Raw genomic sequence first — 18,465 nt, 5'->3', positions numbered from 1 at the left:
TCGGCGGCCCGTCCGCGGGTCCGTTCGGCGGTCCGTTCGGCGCTCCGTTCGGCGGCCCGTCCGCGGCCGCTGCCGGGCGCCGGTGGCGGTGCGACGTCCCCGGCCCCGAACCGGCCGCCGGGCGGGCCCGGGTGGTCGAGCGGGCCCGGGTGGTCGAGCGGGCCCGGGTGGTCGGGCGGCGCCCGGTTCGGGGCCCCGCCGAAAGCGGCAGGCAGCGGCGCACCGGGGCCGCCCGGCCCGGCCGCCGGCGGCCGGGCCGGACAGGACCCGCGCACGGCACGGGCACGACCGCGGCCCCCTCCGCGGCCGCTTCGGCGGCCGCTTCGGCGGGAAACGGGCCGGCACTCACCCGCTCGCACGCAATTCGGACTCCCGGACGGCCGGCATCCCCTCGCCCCGCTTCCACCGAGCCCGATTGCGAGCCAATGGAACACGCATTAGGCAACCACGTCGACCCAATATCGTGTCAACCGTGACCGGGCCGGTCGCCGGGCGGCGGAGGTGTCCCGCCAACAGGACACCGGAGCACCGGAGCACCGGTTTCGGTTGACTCACCGCACGGGGATGTGAGGTATGTTCAGGCACATCCCCAGCGCATTCCTCCGCCGCACCGCCCCCCGCCGATCTTTATACTCCTTTCACCGTTTCAAGAAATAGGAGTCCACAGCATGCGGCTTGAGATCCTAGGACCGGTCCGTGTCGCTAACGGAAATACCGTCAACGCCGTAGGGGCGCAGAAGGTCGAGATTCTGCTGGCGACGCTCGCCATCCGCTCCGGTCAGGTCGTCAGCGTCGACCAGCTCATCACCGAGATATGGGGCGACGAACCACCGCGCAGCGCCATCGGGAGCCTGTACGTGTACGTCTCCCAGGTCCGAAAGCTGCTCCGCCGTCCCGGGGCGGCGGAAAGCCCCGTCGTCACCAATTCCTCCGGATACATGCTGACGCCGGGTCCGGACGAACTCGACCTCCACGACTTCACCCGCCTGGTGAAGGAAGGCCGGGTCCGGCTCAGGAAGGGCGAGCACGAGGACGCGGCCCGCAGCTTCGAGGACGCGCTCGCCCTGTGCCGCGGGCCGCTGCCCACGGCGGCACGCGGCCCGATCCTGCAGGGCTTCCAGGCCTGGTTCGACGAGATCCAGCTGGAGTGCCGGGAGGGGCAGATGGAGGCGCACATGGCCCTCGGGCACCACCGCGAGCTCGTCAGCGACCTCTACCTCCTCAGTACCGAGCACCCCCTGCGCGAGGTGTTCCACCGGCAGCTCATGGTGGCGCTCCACCGAAGCGACTGCCGGGGCGACGCCCTGCTCGCCTACCACCAGGCCTGCCGGACCCTGCGGGAACAGCTGGGCGTCGAACCCGGCCCGGCGCTCAAGGACATCCAGCGTTCGATCCTGATGGACAACGGCCGCTGACCGGCCGTGCCGGCCGAGGCAGGCCCGTGCCGGCCCCGGACGCCGCCTGCCGGCCCCGGACGCCGCCTGCCGGCCGAGGGGCCCCGTACCCGGCCGGCCGCGGGCGGGAGGGTCCCGGTGCGCGGCCGGTGCGCCCGGCGGGCGTCCGCGCCGCGGCCGGGCGGAGGCCGTCGTCGACGGGGCGCCCCTCAGCGCGAGCCGGCGCGGTCCACGATCCGCTCCAGGTCCCGGACGACGTCGGCGGGCGAGGGCTGCGCCGCCAGTTCCCCGCCGAGCCGCCCGGCGGCCCGGGCGAACGACGGCTCCTCCAGCAGCCGCACCAGCTGCTCGCGCACCCGCCGCCCGTCCAGGTCGCCCGGAGCGTCGCCCCGGATCCACAGGCCGGCCCCGGAGCGCTCCAGTCGCGGGCCGCGCTCCCCGATGTCGGGAATGACACTGCCGATCACCAGCTGCGGCACCCCGTGCGCGATCGCCTCCAGGAAGCCGGGCACACCGCCGTGGTGGATGACGGCCGAACACGACGGGACGACGGCGTGCAGCGGAACGAACTCCACCAGCCTGGTGTTCTCGGGAACCCGCTCCAGCTCCCGCTGGAACTGCTCGGGCAGGGTCACCACCAGCTCGATGTCCAGGTCGGCCAGCGCGTCCAGCATTGCCTGCATCTGCTCCAGGGAGACGGCCTGGTGCCTCGCCGCCTGCTCCAGGCTGAGTCCGAAGGTGAGCAGCACGCGCCGCTTCGCCGGGTCCTGCCGGGCCCAGTGCGGCACGACCGACGGCCCGTTGTAGGGGACGTAGCGCAGCGGCAGGTGCGGAGACGGCGACTCCAGCCGCATCGAGCCGACCATCTGCTCGATCGCGAACTGCCCGGTCACCATCTCCTCGGAGAACCGGGCGCCGAACTTCTGCGCCCACTGGCCCAGCCAGTCCGCCAGCGGGTCCTCGCGGGCCTCGGGCGCCTGTTCCTGACGCACCCGCAGGAAGTGCCGCCGCATCCGGCCCACCACGTCGAGTTCGGTCAGCATGCGCCCGTGCGGCACGCCGAGGGCGGTGGCCGCGATCGCGCCCGCGTGGCTGAGCCAGTCCCAGAGCACCAGGTCCGGCTGCCACCAGCGGCAGTAGTCCACCAGGTCCTCGACCATCGCGTCGTTCATGGCCGCCTGGGTGCGCTGCGTCATCTGGTAGCCCCACCGCAGGCGCTCCCAGGTGAGCTCCTCCTCGCGGTTCTCCGACAGGTCGGTCAGAAGGTCGCCCCGCTCCGCGAGTTCCTGGACCTTCGCCATCACCTCCGGGACCAGAAGCGCGTCGAGCTTCTCCACGACCGGCTCGTCGGAACCGACGGGTACCGCCGGCAGGCCGGAGGCGGTGACGGCGGCGGTCAGCTCCGGGCCGCTCGCGACGCGGACCTCGTGCCCCGCCGACTGCAGGGCCCAGGCCAGCGGCACGAGAGCCTGGAAGTGGGATCGCCATGGAATACAGGTGAACAGGATTCTCAAGCCGATCAGCCCTTTCAGGAACTCCGTACCCACCGGACACGGGAGACCCTCGCCCGGGCGCCTTGGGCCGGTCTTGGCCCTCTCTTGACGCCCCCGGACCGGGGCCCGCGCGGCACACCCGAGGCTCCCGCGCGGGCCCCGGTGCCCCGCTGCCCCGGTGCCGGTGCCCGCCGCGCTCGGGGCCGACTCCCCCGAGGCGCCCCGGTGCCGGTGCCCGCCGCGCTCCCCACGGGGCCGACTCCCCCAAGGCGCGCATGAGACCGGCTTTGGACGGGCCCCCGACGATGCGGGGACACCGATCACGAGGAGGCACGGAGCGGATGAAAGGCATCATTCTCGCCGGCGGCAACGGCACCCGTCTGCAACCCCTCACGTTCGCGGGGTCCAAACAGCTCGCTCCGGTCTACGACAAGCCGATGATCTACTACCCGCTCTCCGTGCTCATGCTGGCGGGCATCCGGGACATCCTCGTCGTCACGCGTCCGACCGACCTCCCCGCGTTCCGGGCCCTCCTGGGCGACGGCCGGCAGCTGGGGCTGTCCATCGACTACGCCACGCAGGACAAGCCGCGCGGCATCGCCGACGCCTTCCTCGTGGGCGAGGACCACATCCGCGGCGAGCGGTGCGCGCTGATCCTCGGGGACAACCTCTTCCACGGCGCCAACCTGCCCACCCTGCTGCGGCGCACCGCGCTCAAGATGAGCGGCTGCGTGCTGTTCGGCCACGAGGTGGCCGACCCGGAGCGGTTCGGCGTCGCCGAGATCGACGCGCGGGGCGAACTCGTCTCCATCGAGGAGAAGCCCCACAAGCCGCGCTCGAACCTCGCCGTCCCGGGGATCTACTTCTTCGACGCCCAGGTCACGGACATCGCCAGGGACCTGGAGCCGTCCCCCCGGGGCGAGCTGGAGATCACGGACCTGCTGCGCGTCTACCTGGAGATGGGCACCGCCGAGCTGGTGTGGCTGGGCAGGGGCGTCACGTGGCTGGACACCGGCACCCACGAGTCCCTGCTGGAGGCGGGCACGTTCGTGCGGGACACGCAGCGCCGGCAGGGCACCCGGCTGGGCTGCATCGAGGAGATCGCCATGCACATGGGGTACATCGACCCGGACGAGTGCCGGGCGCTGGGGGCGAGCATGGGCAACTCGCCCTACGGCGAGTACGTCATGGAACGGGCCCGCCTGTGCAGCGCGGGCCTGCTGCCCCCGCTTCCCTCGGAGGCGCCGTGAGCCCTCCGGTCACCGGCGCCGCCGGGTCCACCGGCTCCGCGCGCGGACTCCGGGCCGGCCGACGCCATCGCCCGGTGCCGCGACCACCGCGACCTCCGGGAGCGGCGGGAAGCGCTCGGACGTCGGCGGGCCGCGCGGGAGCGCGGGCCGGGAGGACGGGCCGGGAGGACGGGCAGCGGTCACGGGGCCTCCTGTCGGTCCGCCCGTGCGGGCATCGTCGATGACTGCAGGCCCCGTGCCGAATGCGGTGCGGCGTCTACTCCGCGAGGATCTCCGCGGCCGCGCTGTCGAGCGTGACGAGCACCCACTGCTCCAGATCGATCCCCGCGTGCGACGCGGCACTGTGCCACCGCCGCATGTGGCCGACCGGAACGGCGAGGCGCTGGGTCGGCTCGGTGTCCTGGTCCTCGCCGGCGATCTCGCTCTCCTGCGCGAGACGCACGGCCTTGCGCAGCTGCTTGGTGCTCCACTCGTGCGCCTCGCACTGGTCGAGCCAGTGCTCCTGCTCCGCCGTCGACAGCGAGGCCACCTCGGCGTGGTGCTGGAAGCTCAGCGAGGCCCGTCGCCGGTCGATGGCGAAATGCCGGGAAACCCAGGCGTAGTTACGCAGCGTCTGATACTGGAGGCCGACCGCGCGAATTCCCCGCTCGTAACGGTCGCTGTAGTGGTCCTTTCCGTAAATCAGCCAGTCGCCGAGCCACCAGGAGGAGGAGTTGATGATTCCCGAAAGTCTTCTTCCGGCGTTCTCCCAGTTCTCGAAGGTCAATCCGGCAGGGATCTGAAGACCGACGTTCGTCGTCAGGACCTGGCTGCGATGCGGACTTTCGACGGGCCCCCGCTGCTGCCCCACGACTGTCACGACATCATTCGGGCGACGTAAAGTGGTTCTTGCATCGGATCGCGGTATAGCCATGTTCTTCCCCCTATCGAACGCTGTGCAGGCCACGTGCGAGGCGGATGAATCCCGTGCCGCGCCGGAACAAACGGCCCACAAGTGCTCCAGCCTGGCTCAACGCCTTTATGGCACTGGACAAGTAGATCCCATGAGTTGTGTACGGGCAAGGGTTCGACTGACATCGTCAGCGAGGCGTTCGGGCATGATCGGGCGGCCCCGGCGGGCACCACACGAGCCCCACCCGCATGACCCGTACCACCCCGTCCCGGCCCCGGCCCTGGCATCGAAGGGCCGTGGAGGAACCACACCCCGACTTCGACGGCCGGGGCGGCGCAGGGGTTGAGGATCGTGGTGGTCGACCGGTAGGGGACGCTGCGCCCCGCACCCCGCCCGTCGTCGGTGGCGGGCCGTCGGCGGCGAGCCGACCGCGGACCGTCGCCGCAGGGGGAACCGTGGAATGTCCGCCGGGATTCCAGGTCGGCGCGCGCAAGCCGCTCGGGCCGCAACTCCCGGAAACCCCACGGCTGTCCAGTCGACAGGACAGCGTCATGTCCGACCGGGCGGACCGCGGACGGCACGCGGGCCGCGGCGCCGGACCCCGGAGAGCCCCGCGCGGCCCCGCACCGTCCCCGAATCGGGCCCCGCACCGGCCCCGCACCGGTTCCGCACCGGTTCCGGACCGGCTCCGGACCGGCTCCGGCGGCGAGGTCGGGCGGCGCGAACCGGACACCTGTGAGCGCATGTTCACCCTCGCTGATCCTGCGTAAGCTGCCTCGCGAGCACGTACCGGGCCCACGAGAGCCCCCACGGGCCTCCCGAGCCCCCTGCGCGAGCGCCGGGCGCCGAACACGTCGCCGAACACGTCGCCGTCCGCAGGCCGCGGGCCGACCGGCTCGTTCCCGTGACCGACGCGCCGCAGCCGGCCCCGTGGCGCCGGAGGATCACGAGCGACCCGGTCGCGTGACGCCGAGAACGGCGCAGTGGCCCGGATCCATCGACCGGACAAGGAGCGCGCAGTGACGAACGCACCCGGCCCAGGCGCCGCCGACCGCGGCGGTTGGATACGCCGCTACCACACCCCCGGGCATGACGCCCCCGCCCTCGTCTGCTTCCCGCACGCCGGGGGCGCCGCATCGGCGTACTTCGCCCTGTCGGCCGCCCTTTGCGCGGGAGCCGAGGTGCTGATCGTGCAGTACCCCGGACGCCAGGACCGCCTGGAGGAGCCCGCCCTGACGGATCTGGGAGAGCTCGCGGACGGAGCCCTCGCGGCCCTGGAGCCCTGGACGGGCCGCCCGTTGACGCTGTTCGGGCACAGCATGGGCTCCCTCGTGGCCTACGAGGTCGCACGGCGACTGGAGCGGGGACCGGGCCCCGGCCCGGCCGGACTCATCGTCTCGGGCAACACGGCGCCGTCGGTCGAGCGGGACCAGGGCGTCCACCGGATGGACGACCGGGCGCTCGCGGCATGGATGTCGGAGATCGCCGGCACGCCGCCGGCCGTGCTGGCGAACAAGGAGCTCCTGGCCACCCTCGTCCCCGCCCTGCGCGGCGACTTCACCGCGCTGGAGACGTACCGCCACCCGGAGGGCGGCCGCGTCGCGTGCCCCGTCAGCGGCTACGTGGGCGACCAGGATCCGCACGTGCCGCGCGAGGGCTTCCTGCGCTGGGCCGAGCACACGACGGCGCAGTTCACCGCCCAGGTCTTCGAGGGCGGCCACTTCTACATCGAGGGCCAGGTGCGGGAGGTGGCCCGGAGCATCCTGCGGGACCTCTCCGCCTTCGCCGAGCGGCGCCCGGCGCGGCACCCCCGCGCCTGAGCGGGCGAGGCACCGCCCCGCACCGGCTCCGCCACCCGCCACCCGCCACCCGCCACCCGCCACCCGCCACCCGCCACCGGAGAACCTATCTGACGCACCGTCAGCCTACCGCCACCGCCCGCCCCTTCGTGCCACCACCCGCCCACGGACCCCTGCGGGCAGCCCCGCCGACACGCCCGCCGAAACACCCTCCGGCGCGCGCGCCGGGGGGCGCGCCGGCCTCCGGGCGGCGCCCGGACGGGTCCGCCCAATCAAGATATATCTCGATGGTTGACACGCGATATATCGCGTGCCACAGTCCTAGGGCAGGGTTCGGCCGCAGGCACTGTCCAGCCTGTGCCGCCGAGTGCCCACACATGTCCGCAACCCTTTCAGACCACAGGAGTTGCTCTATATGCCAGAGGCCATCCACGCCGAGGGCCTGGTGAAACACTTCGGCGACGTGCGAGCGGTGGACGGTGTCGACCTGGTCGTCCCGCAGGGAACCGTGCTCGGTCTGCTCGGCCCCAACGGCGCCGGCAAAAGCACCACCGTGCGGATCCTCACCACCCTTCTCAGGCCCGACGCCGGGCGCGCGACCGTCCTCGGGGCGGACGTCGTCAAGGACCCGGACACGGTGCGCCGCTCGCTCGGCATGGCGGGGCAGTTCGCCGCGGTCGACGAGTTCCTCACCGGGCGAGAGAATCTTCAACTGATCGGCCAGCTCTATCAGTTGAGGAAGCGCGACGCGGTGGCCCGCGCCAAGGAACTGCTGGCGCTGTTCGACCTGGAGGACGCCGCCGACCGGACCGCCAAGACCTACTCCGGCGGCATGCGGCGCCGTCTCGACCTCGCGGCGGCCATGCTCATGAAGCCGGCCGTGATGGTCCTCGACGAGCCGACCTCGGGCCTGGACCCCACCAGCCGCCTGGTGCTGTGGGAGGTCATCCGCGCGATGGTCGCCGACGGGACGACGCTGCTGCTGACCACGCAGTACCTGGAGGAGGCCGACCAACTCGCCGACTCGATCTGCGTCATCGACCACGGCCGCGTCCTCGCCTACGGCACGAGCGACGAACTCAAGGCGCGCGTCGGCAACGAGCGGGTCGAGCTGACCCTCCCCGAGGGCGAGGACCTCACCGGCGCCGGCCTGGTGATAGCCGCGGAGGGCCGGGGCGAGGTGTCCATCGAGGAGCAGGCCCGCAAGCTGATCGTGCCGGTCTCCAACGGCTCCCGCTCGCTCGGCGGCATCATCCGCAGGCTGGACGAAGTGGGCATCCCCTTCGACGACATCGCGCTGCGCCGTCCGACCCTGGACGACGTGTTCATCGCCCTCACCGGCCGCTCCGCCGACACCGGCGGGGCCACCGAGGACGTTTCAGTGAAGGAGTCCGGAAAGTGACCGTCCTGTCCGAGCCGCCCGCCGTCCGGCCGCCCACGGGCGGCGCCGTCGGCCAATCAATCCGCGACTCGCTCATCATCGCCAAGAGCGGGCTGACCCGGGTCAAGCGTGCGCCGGGCATGATCCTGTTCATGCTGATCCAGCCGACCATCTTCATCGTGATGTTCACCTTCGTGTTCGCCGGCTCGGTCAACATCGGCGGCACCACGGACCGTGCGGCGTTCCGTGAGTTCAACGTGGTCGGCATCATGGCCCAGACCGTCATCTTCTCGGTCATCGCGACCGCCGCGGGCATCGCCGACGACATGCGCAAGGGGCTCGTCGACCGGTTCCGCTCGCTGCCGATGGCACGCGGCGCGGTGCTCACCGGCCGCACCCTGTCCGACGCGGTGACGATCGCCCTCGTCCTGGTGGTGCTGGGCTCCGTCGGCGCGGCGGTCGGCTGGCGCTTCCACGAGGGCGTGCTCAAGATGCTGGCCGGCTTCGCGCTGCTGTTCCTGCTGGGTTACGCCTTCACCTGGGTCGGCGCACTGACCGGACTGGCCTCGCGCTCCCCGGAGGCGGCCTCGTCGGCCCCCATGCTGTGGATCCTGCCGGTGTCGTTCATCTCCAACGCCTTCGTGGACCCCACCCGGATGTCGACCCCCCTGCGGTACATGGCCGAATGGAACCCCTTCAGCGCCACCGTGCAGGCCGCCCGCACGCTGTTCGGCAACCCGGGCACCGGCGCGAGGGACGCCTGGCCGATGCAGCACCCGATCGAGGCGTCGCTGATCTACTCGGTGATCATCATCGTCGTCTTCCGCACTCTGGCCGTGCGCAAGTACCGGCGCACCGCCACGTCCTGACGGGCCGCCACCACGGCGGACGACGGGAGCGGGGCAGGGGACGGATCCCCTGCCCCGCTCCCGTCGTCCGCGCGAGGCGTCACCCGTCCCCGGCCGGCCGCTGCGCGTAGTACGGCACGTAGGCGTCCAGGAGGTCGTCCAGGTAGTCCGCCGCGCTGCGCAGCCCGGGGCGGAAGTCGGGAACGTGGCGCCGGAGGCGGCGGATCGAGACGCGGGTGACCGCCGTGCCGCCGGGAACGCAGGTGCGCACCGCCCTCGTGCCCAGCCGCCTCTCGATGCCGTCCAGGATCGCCTCCACGGGCTGCGGCGCCCCGGACGCCACGTTGAGGACCTCGTCCCGCACGCCCTGGCCGAGCAGTCGCCCGATGGCGTCGAGGAGGTCGTTCACGTCCAGCAGGTCCCGGTGGACGCCCTGCTGCACGCGCACGGCACCGGCGAGCACCTGCCGCGTCAGCCCGGGCAGCAGCTGGTGGGCCCGCTGGTGGCGGCCCACCAGATGGCTCAGCCGCAGGATCAGGTGCGGGACCCCCGACTCGCGGATCGCCGACTCCAGCGCCAACTTGTTCCTGCCGTAGCCCGCGGGCGGGGCCGCCAGATGGTCCCCTTCGGCGCACAGGGCGCCGGTGGACCCGTACACCGCGAACGAGGCCGAGGAGAAGAACAGCACCGTGCGACGGCGCTGCCCGCACTCGCGCAGGACCTCGTGCACCAGCTCGGCCTCCCGGACGAACTCCTCGGGCGCGACGGTGGAATGACTGGACACGCCGGCGGCGATCGCGGTGACCTCGGGAAACCGCTCCGCGAAGGCCTCCGATAGGCACCGGGCGAGAAAGCCGCGACCGATGATCTGCACGTTGCTCCGACTCCTCGGCTCGGGAACGCCGCCGCGCCGATCCGCCTCACGGGCTCCCGGGCCGAGGAGGGCGGATCAGCGGAACAGCGAATGACGTACCGTCAGTTTCCGCATGCCGACCGTCCCGTGGATCCGGATCCGCGGACCGCCGGAACCGGCGGAGCGGCCGGGCTTGTAGGACAGGCCCTTGAGGCCGGTCTCCACGTCCTCCAGGTCGACGGTCGAGCCGCGCGGCACGATGATCCTCACGCGCCCCACGCCGACCAGCAGTTCGAGGTCGACGACCGGATCCTCGATGACCGCCCGGGACAGGTCCAGGTACACCCGGCCCAGGGGCGAGGCGACCGTGAGCTCCGCGGGCACCCGCCACCGACCGCGCCGCAGGATCAGCCCGCTCACCCCGGCGATCGTGAACCGGTCCTCCCGACTCCTCGCCGGCAGCCCGGCCACGGCCACGTCGAGCTGGCCCCGCGTCCTGGCGCTCAGCACCTGTTCGAGGCACTGGTCCAACTGCTGGTGCGTGAGCTGCCCCTTCGCGTACGCGTCCTTCAACAGCTGTGTGGTCCGGTCACGGTCATCGTCGCCGATGAGCGTGTCCGGGTCCTTCGGCCGGGAGGCCATGTCGTCAACTCCCATGTCAGGTCAGTGAAGTGCCCGCAGCTTTCCGAAGAGCAGGCTCCCACTGCACGGGTATGCCCGGGCCGGCTCGGGCCCGTGTCACACGATCGGACGAATCAGGTCCCGTCCCCCGTGCCCCTCCTGCGCAACCGCGGCGAACGGTCCCTCGGAGCATTGTCGACGATGCGCGCCAGCGCCGCAACGTCGGACGCTCCGTACACCTCGTTGATGAGCACCCTGACCCCCAGCTTCCTTCCGATCCGGCCGGTGAGACCGGACGCCAGCAGCGAATCGCCGCCCAGATCGAAGAAGTTGTCGCCGACACCCACCCGGTCGACGTGCAGGACCTCCGCTATCAAGGCGCACAGCTCCCGCTCCGCCGGGGTGCGCGCAGGCGTGAAGTCCCGGTGCGCGCGCCCGGGTTCGGGCAGCGCGTCCCGGTCCAGCTTGCCGTTGCGATTGAGCGGCAGCGCCTCCAGCAGGACGTAGGCGGACGGCAGCATGTACTCCGGCAGCACCTCGCGCAGGCCGTCGCGCACGTCGTCGACCAGCGCGGCCCGCCCCGACCACCGCCGCCGGGCCGCCGCCGCCGTCGTCGCCTTCGTCGTCGTCGCCGTCGCCGTCGTCGTCGTGCCGGGGCCCGGGGCCGCGGCGCGGCCGCCCGGGCGCCGGGCGTAGACGTTGTAGAGCACCGTGTCGTGCAGCAGGCCGCCGTCCTGTTCGCACACGACGTCGAAGCCGTGGCCCTTGAGGAGCGCCTCGACCTCGGCCAGCCTGCCGTCGACGTCGTGGAGTTCGACGGCGAGCTGCCGGATCCTCGGCCAGTGCTCGGGGCGGATGCCCTTGAGGACCTCGTGCTCGGCGCCCTCCACGTCGATCTTCAAGAGGTCGATCCGCTCGATGGCCTCCTGCTCGACGACCTCCGAGAGGGTCCGCACGCGGCAGGTGAACGTCCGGCTCTCCAGGCGGGATTCGACGACCTCCTCGATCAGGTCCCGCGCGGCGGCGCCGGGCCGCTCGCCGTCGGCCGGCTGTGCCTTGTTGCGCAGGTAGGCGCGCACCAGGTCGCGTGCCTCGGGCGCGGTCGCGGCGCGGGTGGAGTTGACGGTGTTGTGCGGGTAGAAGGTGAAGGTCTCCTCCTGCGCGGTCGCGCCCAGCGCGCAGTCGAACAGCGTGACGTCCAGGCCGTGGAGTTCGACGTTGCGGCGCAGGGTCTCGTGCAGCGGGGGGAGCGGTTCGAAGGCGTAGAGGCGGCCGTCGGGGTTGCGGTCCGCGGCGAACAGGGTGAACAGGCCGATGTTGGCGCCCACGTCGACGACCGTGTCGCCGTTGTCGACGGTGATGCCGCCGCGCAGGTACTCCTCGCGCGTGAACACCTCGTCGTAGACGAAGTCCGTCTCGCTCCTGTTGTGGTGGAACACCGTCATGCCGTTGGGCAGTTCGCGCACCGGCGGGTGGGCGTCGCCCTCGGTGCGTTCCAGGCGGAGCAGTTCGAGGACCGCGGGCGCGCGGTCCGCCGCGGGGACGAGGTAGGCCACCAGGCGCCGGTCGCCGTCGCCGTGGTCGCGGACCTGGACCCGCGCGTCCTGGAGCGCCGGGTGTTCGGCGAGCCGGGTCTCGATCTCCCCGAGCTCGATCCGAAAGCCCCGGACCTTCACCTGGTCGTCGTTGCGCCCCAGGTACTCCAGCGTCCCGTCGGGCAGCCACCGCACCAGGTCCCCGGAGCGGTACATCCGTGCGCCGGGCACCTCGGCGAACGGGTCGGCGAGGAAGCGCTGGGCGGACAGTGCCGGCCGGTTGAGGTAGCCGCGCGCCACGCCCGCGCCGGCGACGTACAGCTCGCCGACCTCGCCGACCGGGGCCGGCCGCAGGTTCCGGTCGAGTACGTGGGTGCGCAGGTCCGGCAGGCGCCGGCCGATCGGGCTGACGGACCGGTCCGTGTCGGCCCCGGTCAGGAGGTGGTGGGTGGTGTGCACCGTGGTCTCCGTGATGCCGTACATGTTCACCAGCCGGGTGCCGCGGTTGACCTCGCGCCGCGTCCACGCCTTGAGGAGCGCCGGGTTCAGTGCCTCGCCGCCGAACACCACGACCCGCAGGGCGTGCGGCGCGCCGTCCTCGCCCTGGGCCGCGATCAGCTGCCGGAAGGCCGTCGGCGTCTGGTTCAGCACCGTCACCCGCGAGGAGCACAGCAGCCGGTACAGCTCCTTCGGGCTGCGGGCGACCTCCTGCGGCACGACGACCAGGGTGCCGCCGTGCAGCAGCGCGCCCCACATCTCCCACACCGAGAAGTCGAAGGCGAACGAGTGGAGCAGCGCCCACACGTCCTGTCCGCCGAAGCCGAAGTGCTCGCGCGTGGTGGTGAACAGCCGTACGACGTTGCGGTGTTCGACCGTGACGCCCTTCGGGGTGCCCGTCGAGCCGGAGGTGTGGATGACGTAGGCCGCGTGGGCGGGCCGGACACCGGTGTCCGGCAGGTCCTCGGCCGGAAGTGCGCTCCACCGCTCGGCGTGCGCGCGCACGTCGAGGACCGGGACCGGCCACCGGGCGCGGTCCTGGTCCGGGTGGCGGGCGCTGTCGGTCAGCAGCAGGCGCGGCGCGCACTCGCGCAGGACCAGGGCCGCCCTGTCGGCGGGGGCGGCGGGGTCGATCGGCACGTACGCGCCGCCGGCCTTGAGCACCGCGAGCACGGCGACGACCAGGTGCTCGGTGCGCTCCAGGCGCAGCGCGACCGGGGTCTCGGGTCCCACGCCCAGGTCCCGCAGGTGGCGGGCCAGGCGGTTGGCGCGTGCGTTCAGTTCGCGGTAGGTGAGGGTGCGGTCGGCGGCGGTGACGGCGGGCGCGTCGGGGGTGGCGGCCGCCACGGCCTCGAACCATTCGTGGATGCAGCGCTCGGGTGGTTGCGGTGCCGGTGCCGGTGCCGGTGCCTGGTGGTGCTCGGTGGGGGCCTGGTGGTGTGCCGTGTCGCTCGGGGCGGGCAGTTCCCGGGTCGGGGCGGGGTGCCCGGTGCCGGTGCCGGTGGCGGTGCCGGTGGTGGCGGTGGTGGTGGCGGTGGCGGCGGCGGTGGCGGCGGTGGCGGCGGCGGTGGCGGCGGTGGTGGCGGCGGTGGCGGCGGTGGTGGTGGTGGTGGTGGTGGTGGTGGGTTGTGGTGCGGGTGGTTCGGTGAGGAGGTCGCCCAGTGGTGTCCGGGTGTCGGCGGCGAGGCGTTCGAGGACCCGCCCGTGGAGTTCGGCGATCTTGTGTGCGTGTTCCTGGTCGATCAGGTGGCACTGGTACTGCAGGTTCAGGCGCAGGCGGTCGCCGTCGGGGTGGGCGAAGACGGTGAGCGGGAAGTGGTTGAGGGAGTGCAGGGCGATGCCGGTGACGGCGAAGCCGGCCGCCCGGGCCGCCCGGGCGGTGGCTTCCTTGTCGTGGGGGAAGGACTCGAAGCCGATGACGGTGTCGAAGAGTGCCGGCAGTCCGGCGGCGCTCTGGATCGCGCCGAGGGGGCAGGGCGGGCGGCCCAGGAGGGTTCCCTGGCGTTGCTGGAGGTGTTCCAGCAGGTGTGCGGCGCTCTCGTGGGGGTCGCAGCGTACCCGTACGGGGACGGTGTTGATGAAGGTTCCGATCATGCGGTCCGCGTCGGGCAGTTCGGCGGGCCGTCCCGCGACGGCGGCTCCGAAGACCACGTCCCGGTGGCCGGTGAGGTGGCTGAGGACGACGGCCCAGGCGCCCTGGACCAGGGTGTTGAGGGTGATCCCGAGGTCGGCGGCCCGGTCCGGCAGTGCGAGGGCCGCGGCGTTCGACAGGGGGATGTCGATGCGGGCGGTGCCGGCGGCCGGACCGGCGGTGGCGGCCGGTCCGGCCGTGGCGGTGGCGGCTGGGCCTGCGGGGGTGGTGGTGGCGAGCAGTGTCGGCCGGGTCAGGCCGGCCAGCTCCCGCGCCCAGGCGCGGGCCGTCTCCTGGGTGTCCTGTCGGCCCAGCCAGGCGAGGTAGTCGCGGTAGCTGGGGGCGGGTGGGAGCGCGGTCGGGTCCTGGGTGGCGTAGAGGCGCATCAGGTCCTGGGCGAGCAGGGGCAGGCACCAGCCGTCGAGGGTGGCGTGGTGGGCGGAGAGGACCAGTGCGTGGCGGTCCTCGGCCAGGGTGAGCAGGGACATGCGCAGGACCGGTGGCACCGTGAGGTCGAAGTGGAGCGCGAGGTCGTTGGGCAGGAACTGGCGGTAGGCGGTGTCGCGCATGGTTTCGCCGAGGCCGCTGAGGTCGAGGTACTGCCAGGGCAGTTCGACGCCGTCCACGATGTACTGGACGAGGGTGCCGTCGGGGCCGGGCGCGTAGGCGGCCCGCAGGGCGGGGTGGCGGTCGAGGAGGGCCTGTGCGGCGGTGCGCAGGCGTGCGGGGTCGAGTCGTCCGGACAGGCGCAGGGTGTACTGGACCTGGTAGGTGTCGACGTCGGCGGAGGTCTCGTGTTCCATCAGGGAGTGCACCAGCAGTCCCTGTGGCAGCGGTGCGAGGGGCCAGATGTCGGACAGGCCCGGGTAGTGCTGCCGGTGGTCGTCGAGTTCCTGTTGGGTGACGCCGCTCAGGAGCACGTCGGAGGGGGTCAGGCCGCCGGCGCCGGTGCGGGCGGCGTGCCGGGAGATCGCGTCGATTGCCAGGTTCCACAGGTGCGTCAGTTCCTGGAGTTCGGTGGTGGTGAGGGCGCCGGCGGCGGCGGTGAAGTCGGCTTGGAGGCGTGGGCCGTCGGGGGTGTCGAGGAGGGCGGTGCGCAGGGCGAGGTCGACGTCGGCGGCGGCGCCGGCGGCCCGTGGCACGGTCCATCCCTCGGCCGGGGTGAATCCCGCACCGGGCGGCGCGGTGGCGGGGGCCGGGAAGCGGCCCAGGTGGGCGAAGGAGGTCCGGCCGCTCGGGGAGCGCTCCAGGGCGGCGGCGGTGGTGGGGTTGAGGTGGCGCAGGAGGCCGTGGCCGATGCCGCGGTCGGGCAGGGCGCGCAGGTGTTCCTTGACCGTCTTGAGGGCGGTGCCGGTGGCGGGGCCGCCCGCGAAGGCCTCGTGCAGGTCGGTTCCGGTGATGTCGAGGCGTACCGGGGTGGCTGTGGTGAGGCGGCCGGCGGTCCGCGAGGGGTCGGCGCCGGCCACGCCGGCCGTCGGTCGGCCGGGTTCGTCCAGGCGGATCAGCACGGTGGACGCATCGGCGCCGTGGGCTGCCCGTCGCTTCGCGAGCGCCATGGCGAGGGCGGTGAGCAGGCCGTCCTCGACGGTGCAGCGGAAGGCCGGCGGGAGGGCGGTCAGGAGGGTGTGGGTGGTGGTGGCGGGGAGCAGGAGGCGGGCGTTTACCGGTGCGGGGGGTGTGGTGTCGGCGGGGTCGCGGTGGGCGGTGGCGTGGGCGGTGGCGAGGGCGGGGTCGGGCCCGTCGAGGGCGGCGAGCCAGGTGTCGAGTTCGGCGACGCGTGCGGGCCGGTGTGCTTCCCGGGTGAGGGCGCGGGCCAGGGAGCGCAGTGGTGCGGTGACCGGGGGCAGTGCGATGTCCCGGCCGCGTTCGAGCTGTTGCGCGGCGGTGGCGAGGTCGGCGAGCAGGATGCGCCAGGAGTGGGCGTCCACCAGGAGGTGGGGCAGGACGATCAGCAGCCGGCCCGTGTGGTGGCTGCCCGCGTCGAACCAGGTGAACTGCGCCACCGGGCCCCTCGCCGGGTCCAGTCGGGCGGCGGCGGCGTCGAGTTCGCTCTGCAGGAGGTGTCCCCACTCCTTGGCCCGTTCGGTGTCCGGTGCGGCGTGCCAGGGGGCGTCGGTGGTGACGCGGTGGATCAGGGGGTCCGCGGTGACGGTGCCCGGCGGGGCGACGAGGAGTGCGCCTTCGTCGGTGCGGGTGACGCGGGCGCGGAGCATGTCGTGGTGGTCGATCAGCGCGCCCACCACGGTGGTGAGGCGGGTCCGGTCGAGGCCGTGGGGGAGGTCGAGGAGTGTGGCCTGGCAGTGTCGTGCGGCGCCGGGTCCGAGTTCGTGCAGGAGGTGGGTGGCCGGCAGGTGCGCCGGCAGGTGTGGCGGCTCGTCGGCGCTTCGGGGGGCGGGGTGCGGTCGTGCGGCGGCGATCGCGTCGGCGAGGGCGGCCACGGTGCGGGCCTCGAAGATCTGCCGGAAGGAGACGTCCACTCCTCGTGCCCGCAGCTGTGAGGCGACCCGCAGGGCCTGGATGCTGTCTCCGCCCAGGGACAGGAAGTCGTCGTCGATGCCGACCCGGGTGAGGCTGAGCGCCTCGGCGAAGCAGTGGGCGAGGACGGTCTCGGCCGGGGTGCGGGGGGCGCGGTAGTCGGCGGCGCGCAGTTGCGGGCGGGGCAGCGCGCCGCGGTCGGTCTTGCCGTTGGGGGTGAGCGGCATCTCGTCGACGACCGTGATCGTTGCGGGCACCATGGCCTGCGGCAGTCGCCGGGCGAGGTAGGCGCGCAGTTCGGCCGCGCCGAGTCCCGGGCCCAGGGTGAGCTGTCCGGTCGCGGCGGCGGGCTCCTCCCGCGGGGCGCCGGTGTCGGGCTCCGGTACGACGTAGCCGGCCAGGTGTCGTCCTGCGGTGCCGTTGTCGTGGACGACGGCGGCGGCCTGGCGCACTCTCGGGTGGGTGGCCAGGGCCGCCTCGACCTCGCCGAGTTCGATGCGCTGTCCGCGCAGTTTCACCTGGTCGTCGCTGCGGCCCAGGTATTCCAGTCGGCCGTCGGCGCCGGTTCGGGCCACGTCGCCGGTGCGGTACATGCGTGCGCCCGCGGGGCCGTGGGGGTCGGCCAGGAAGCGTGTGGCGCTCTGGGCGGGGCGCCCCAGGTATCCGCGGGCCAGGCCCGGTCCCGCCAGGTAGAGGTCGCCGGCCTGGCCGTGGGCGACGGGTGCGAGGTCCTGGCCGAGCAGGTAGGCGCGGGCGTCGGTCATCGGGGTGCCGATCGGCACCGCGCCGTCGCGCAGCGGTCCGGCGAAGGTGGCCCACACGGTGGCCTCGGTGGGGCCGTAGGCGTTGAACAGCCGTCGCCGCGCGCCCCATCGGGCCACGAGGGCGGGGGTGCTCGCCTCTCCCCCGACGACCAGGACGCGCAGGTGGTCCAGGGATTCGGCGCTGCCCGGGGGCAGGGTGGCGAGGACGCTGGGCGGCAGGGTCGCGTGTGTCACCCGGCGCTGTTCCAGGAAGGCGGCCAGGTCCTCGCCGACGAGTTGTTCCTGGGCCGGCAGGACGAGCAGGGCGCCGGTGGTCAGGGCGCTCACCAGGTCCCAGACCGACATGTCGAAGCCGAGTGCCGCGTACTGCAGTACCCGGGCGCCCGTGCCGGTGGCGAGTTCGCCGACGCGTACGGCCTCGGCCCGCAGTGCGGCGAGTCCGCGGTGGGTGACCGTCACGCCTTTGGGGCGGCCGGTGGAGCCGGAGGTGTAGATGACGTAGGCGGCGTTGGCCACGCTCAGCGGGGTGGTGCGGTGCGAGTCGAGGGGGTTGGTGTGCGGTGCGGTGCGGCGTGGTGCGGCGGTGTGCGGTGCGTCCACGGCCAGGACGTCCGCGTCGAGGTCCGCGGGCAGCCGGTCGGCGGCGGCCCGGGTGGTGAGCACGGCCTTCGGGGCGGCGTCGGCCGCCATGTAGGCGATGCGCCGGTGCGGGTGGCCGAGGTCGAAGGGCAGGTAGGCGGCGCCGGCCTTCAGGATGCCGAGCAGGGCGGCGATCTGCTCGACGGAGCGCGGCATCGCGAGGGCCACGGTGTGTTCGGGGCCGATGCCGCGGCCGATCAGCCAGTGCGCGTAGCGGTTCGCCGAGGCGTTCAGCCGCCGGTAGGTCAGGGTCGTGTCGGCGCACTCGACGGCCGGGTCGTGCGGCGCCTCGCGTACGCGTGCCTCGAACAGTTCGGTGAAGGTGGCCGGAGGAACCTCCGTCCCGGCGGGCGGCGCGTCGGCGGACGATCCTCGTGGGTCGCTCACGAACTT

10 protein-coding genes are annotated in these 18,465 nt (G+C 73.1%); 5 read left to right on the top strand and 5 right to left on the bottom strand.

The window, feature by feature from the left end:
- Positions 1-668 precede the first annotated feature (668 nt).
- Positions 669-1,415: an AfsR/SARP family transcriptional regulator gene (locus AC067J_RS36485; RefSeq protein ID WP_478306717.1), complete on the top strand. Its 747-nt coding sequence runs from the start codon at positions 669-671 to the stop codon at positions 1,413-1,415.
- A 188-nt stretch (positions 1,416-1,603) separates the two neighbouring features.
- Here the strand turns inward: AC067J_RS36485 and AC067J_RS36480 are convergent, their stop codons facing one another.
- A complete protein-coding gene (locus AC067J_RS36480) occupies positions 1,604-2,908 on the bottom strand; it encodes an activator-dependent family glycosyltransferase (protein ID WP_478306716.1) in 1,305 nt (434 codons plus the stop codon).
- Positions 2,909-3,228: 320 nt separating this feature from the next.
- Here AC067J_RS36480 and rfbA point away from each other — a divergent pair, with 320 nt between their 5' ends.
- Complete coding sequence (gene rfbA / locus AC067J_RS36475) at positions 3,229-4,137, top strand: glucose-1-phosphate thymidylyltransferase RfbA (RefSeq protein ID WP_478306714.1); 909 nt, start codon at positions 3,229-3,231, stop codon at positions 4,135-4,137.
- 256 nt (positions 4,138-4,393) lie between these two features.
- Here rfbA and AC067J_RS36470 read toward each other — a convergent pair whose 3' ends face one another.
- Positions 4,394-4,987: an LmbU family transcriptional regulator gene (locus AC067J_RS36470; protein ID WP_478306713.1), complete on the bottom strand. Its 594-nt coding sequence runs from the start codon at positions 4,985-4,987 to the stop codon at positions 4,394-4,396.
- A 1,061-nt stretch (positions 4,988-6,048) separates the two neighbouring features.
- Between AC067J_RS36470 and AC067J_RS36465 the strand changes: the two genes are divergently transcribed.
- The 3 genes from AC067J_RS36465 to AC067J_RS36455 all read left to right on the top strand — a co-directional run bounded on the left by AC067J_RS36465 (position 6,049) and on the right by AC067J_RS36455 (position 9,078).
- On the top strand, positions 6,049-6,849 hold the full coding sequence (locus AC067J_RS36465; protein ID WP_478306711.1) for a thioesterase II family protein: 801 nt from the start codon (positions 6,049-6,051) through the stop codon (positions 6,847-6,849).
- A gap of 394 nt (positions 6,850-7,243) precedes the next feature.
- A complete protein-coding gene (locus AC067J_RS36460) occupies positions 7,244-8,230 on the top strand; it encodes an ATP-binding cassette domain-containing protein (protein WP_478306709.1) in 987 nt (328 codons plus the stop codon).
- Positions 8,227-9,078, top strand: a complete 852-nt coding sequence (locus AC067J_RS36455) for an ABC transporter permease (RefSeq protein WP_478306707.1) — start codon at positions 8,227-8,229, stop codon at positions 9,076-9,078. The genes AC067J_RS36460 and AC067J_RS36455 overlap by 4 nt, the downstream gene beginning before the upstream one ends.
- 79 nt (positions 9,079-9,157) lie before the next feature.
- On the opposite strand, the gene AC067J_RS36450 is transcribed toward AC067J_RS36455, so the two are convergent.
- The 3 genes from AC067J_RS36450 to AC067J_RS36440 form a co-directional block, all read right to left on the bottom strand.
- The gene (locus AC067J_RS36450; protein WP_478306705.1) at positions 9,158-9,931 is read right to left on the bottom strand and encodes an NAD-dependent epimerase/dehydratase family protein; all 774 of its coding nucleotides are present in this window, start codon (positions 9,929-9,931) and stop codon (positions 9,158-9,160) included.
- A 75-nt stretch (positions 9,932-10,006) separates the two neighbouring features.
- Complete coding sequence (locus AC067J_RS36445) at positions 10,007-10,567, bottom strand: DUF1707 SHOCT-like domain-containing protein (protein WP_478306704.1); 561 nt, start codon at positions 10,565-10,567, stop codon at positions 10,007-10,009.
- Between the two features lie 98 nt (positions 10,568-10,665).
- Positions 10,666-18,459, bottom strand: coding sequence for an amino acid adenylation domain-containing protein (locus AC067J_RS36440; protein ID WP_478306702.1), 7,794 nt, complete (start codon positions 18,457-18,459; stop codon positions 10,666-10,668).
- Positions 18,460-18,465 lie beyond the last annotated feature (6 nt).

This window comes from Kitasatospora sp. NPDC042419, from assembly GCF_056437345.1.
The sequence above is the reverse complement of the archived record's forward strand: the minus strand, read 5'-3'. Positions and strand labels throughout refer to the sequence as shown.